The sequence below is a fragment of the Streptomyces sp. NPDC004561 genome (genome assembly GCF_053602155.1).
Genome location: NZ_JBSGDB010000830.1, coordinates 1 through 2,032, shown reverse-complemented (window position 1 = coordinate 2,032; position 2,032 = coordinate 1). Strand labels below are relative to the sequence as shown.

The 2,032-nt window shown below is 79.7% G+C and carries 1 pseudogene; it reads left to right on the top strand.

Going from position 1 to position 2,032, the window contains the following annotated elements:
* Positions 1–2,032: pseudogene (locus ACWEN3_RS45830) on the top strand (hypothetical protein); the annotation flags it as partial.

Here is a 2,032-nt window from a genome sequence, read left to right as displayed (position 1 = left end):
GTCGCCGACCTCGGGTCCACGAACGGTACGACGCTCGACGCGGCCCGCGTGGGCGACCGCGCGGTGCGGTTCCCCGCCGGGGCTCTCTTGAGGATCGGTGAGTCGGCGCTGCGGGTTACTCCGTCCGGGGGACCCGGGGCCCGGCTGAAGACGGTGGGGGACGGGGAAGGGTGCGTACGGGTTCCCGCCGGGGGTGGTGAGTCTTCGGAGGCGGGGGCCGCAGGAGCCTCCGGGGCCGGGGAGTCCCCGGATGCCGGGGCGTACTCGGACGCCGGTGGGGCGGGCGCGTCCTCCGGTGCTGCTGGGACGGCCCCGGGTCACGCCTACGACTCCGTCGGCTGGGGAGCCGCCGGCGGGGGTGCGGGGGCCCAGGAGCACCGGCGGCGGGAAGGCCCCACGGTGACGGGGCAGGGCTGGGCGCCGAGCATGGAGAGCCGTGGCACCGGCCCGGCCTCCGGTGGGGACACGCACGCGGGCCGCTTCGGCGCCGGTGGGCCCGGCGAAGGCGCACGGCGGCGCGGGATCGGCGCCTGGGCCCGGCGGCTGGCCGGCGGGCGCGGGGAGCAGCCGGAGGTCCCGGAGACGTTCGGCGGTACGGCCGCCCCGGCCAGCGCGGCTCCGACGGCCGGAGCGCCCCAGCGGCCGGACACCTGGCCCGATCCGGCCGCGCTGCTGCTGACGGCACTGGGCCCCGGACCCCGGCTGTGGGAGCGGGGGCCGGGACACCCGGAGGCGCTGACCGTACGGCTCGGCACCGCCGACCGGAGCGCGCCGAACGGCTCCGGCCTGCTGCCCGCCGTCCCGGTCACCGCGGCGCTGCGCGAGGCGGGCGCGCTGGGCCTCGCCGGCCCGCGTCCCCGGCTGTCCGGACTGGCCCGCGCCGTCGTGGCCCAGCTCGCCGCGCTGGACTCCCCCGATCTGCTGGAGATCGTGCTGATCAGCGCCGACCGTTCGCGTCCGGTGGAGGAGCGCGCGGCCGAGTGGTCCTGGCTGGGCTGGCTCCCGCACGTCCGGCCGGGCCACGGCCAGGACTGCCGTCTGCTGCTGGCCTTTGACCGGGAACAGGCGGCGGCCCGCGCAGAGGAACTCCTGCGCCGCGTGGAGGACCACGCGGCCACGGGCAGGACCGCCGCCCACCCCGCCTCGGCCCGCCCCCCGGCCCCCACTCCGAACGGCACCCCCGCGCACGGCACGCCCACCGGCACAGCGAGGATCCCCACCCAGCCCCCGGCCCCGACCGCACCCGGTCCCTACGGCCAAGCCGGGCCAGGCCCCCACACCCCCGACCAGGGCCGGCCCGCCCCCATACCCCCCGCCCCCGGCACGCCCTTCGCCGGGCCTCGGCAGGACCCGCCCTCCGGAGCCCTGGACGCCCCGGCCTTCGGCGCGCCCGCCGGAGCACCCGGCATCCACCCGGCCGCCCAAGCCACCGCGCCCGCCGCGCACCTGGCCGCCGGAGCCCGTCAGGCCCCCGCCGGCACGGCCCCGGGGGCGGCTCCCGTCCGGCGGCCCTCCTGGGCCCGGGACGACGCCGAGCCGGACGGGACCGGTGGGTTCGCGGGGCCGTACACGATCGTCGTGGTGGACGGCGATCCCGGTGGCGCGGCGCTGCGGGAGGCCGTGGCGCGGCTGGCCGTGGCCGGGCCGCGGGCCGGGATCCATGTGGTGTGCCTCGCCGAGACCGAGCCGGCCTCGCCCGCGTCCCCCGTGGCCCGGACGTACGAGGCCGCGTGCGCGGTGACGCCGACGTTCCGGCAGTGCGGTGCCGTGGCCCTGCTCAGCGGGGACGTCGCCTCCGCGCTGCAGCTGATGCGGGTGGCGCCGAGCGGCCCCGTGGGCGCCGGCACGGTCGCCGCGGTGGACGCGGTCTCCCCAGCCAGTACGTCCTTCGACCGGAACATCGCCGAGTCCACCGGCTACGTGCCCGACGCGCTGATGGCCGCCCCCCTCCTGCACGGCGACCGGATCCTCGGCGTCCTGGAGGTGCTCGACCCGTCCCCGCAGGCCCGCTCGGGCCTCCCGGAGCTCGACC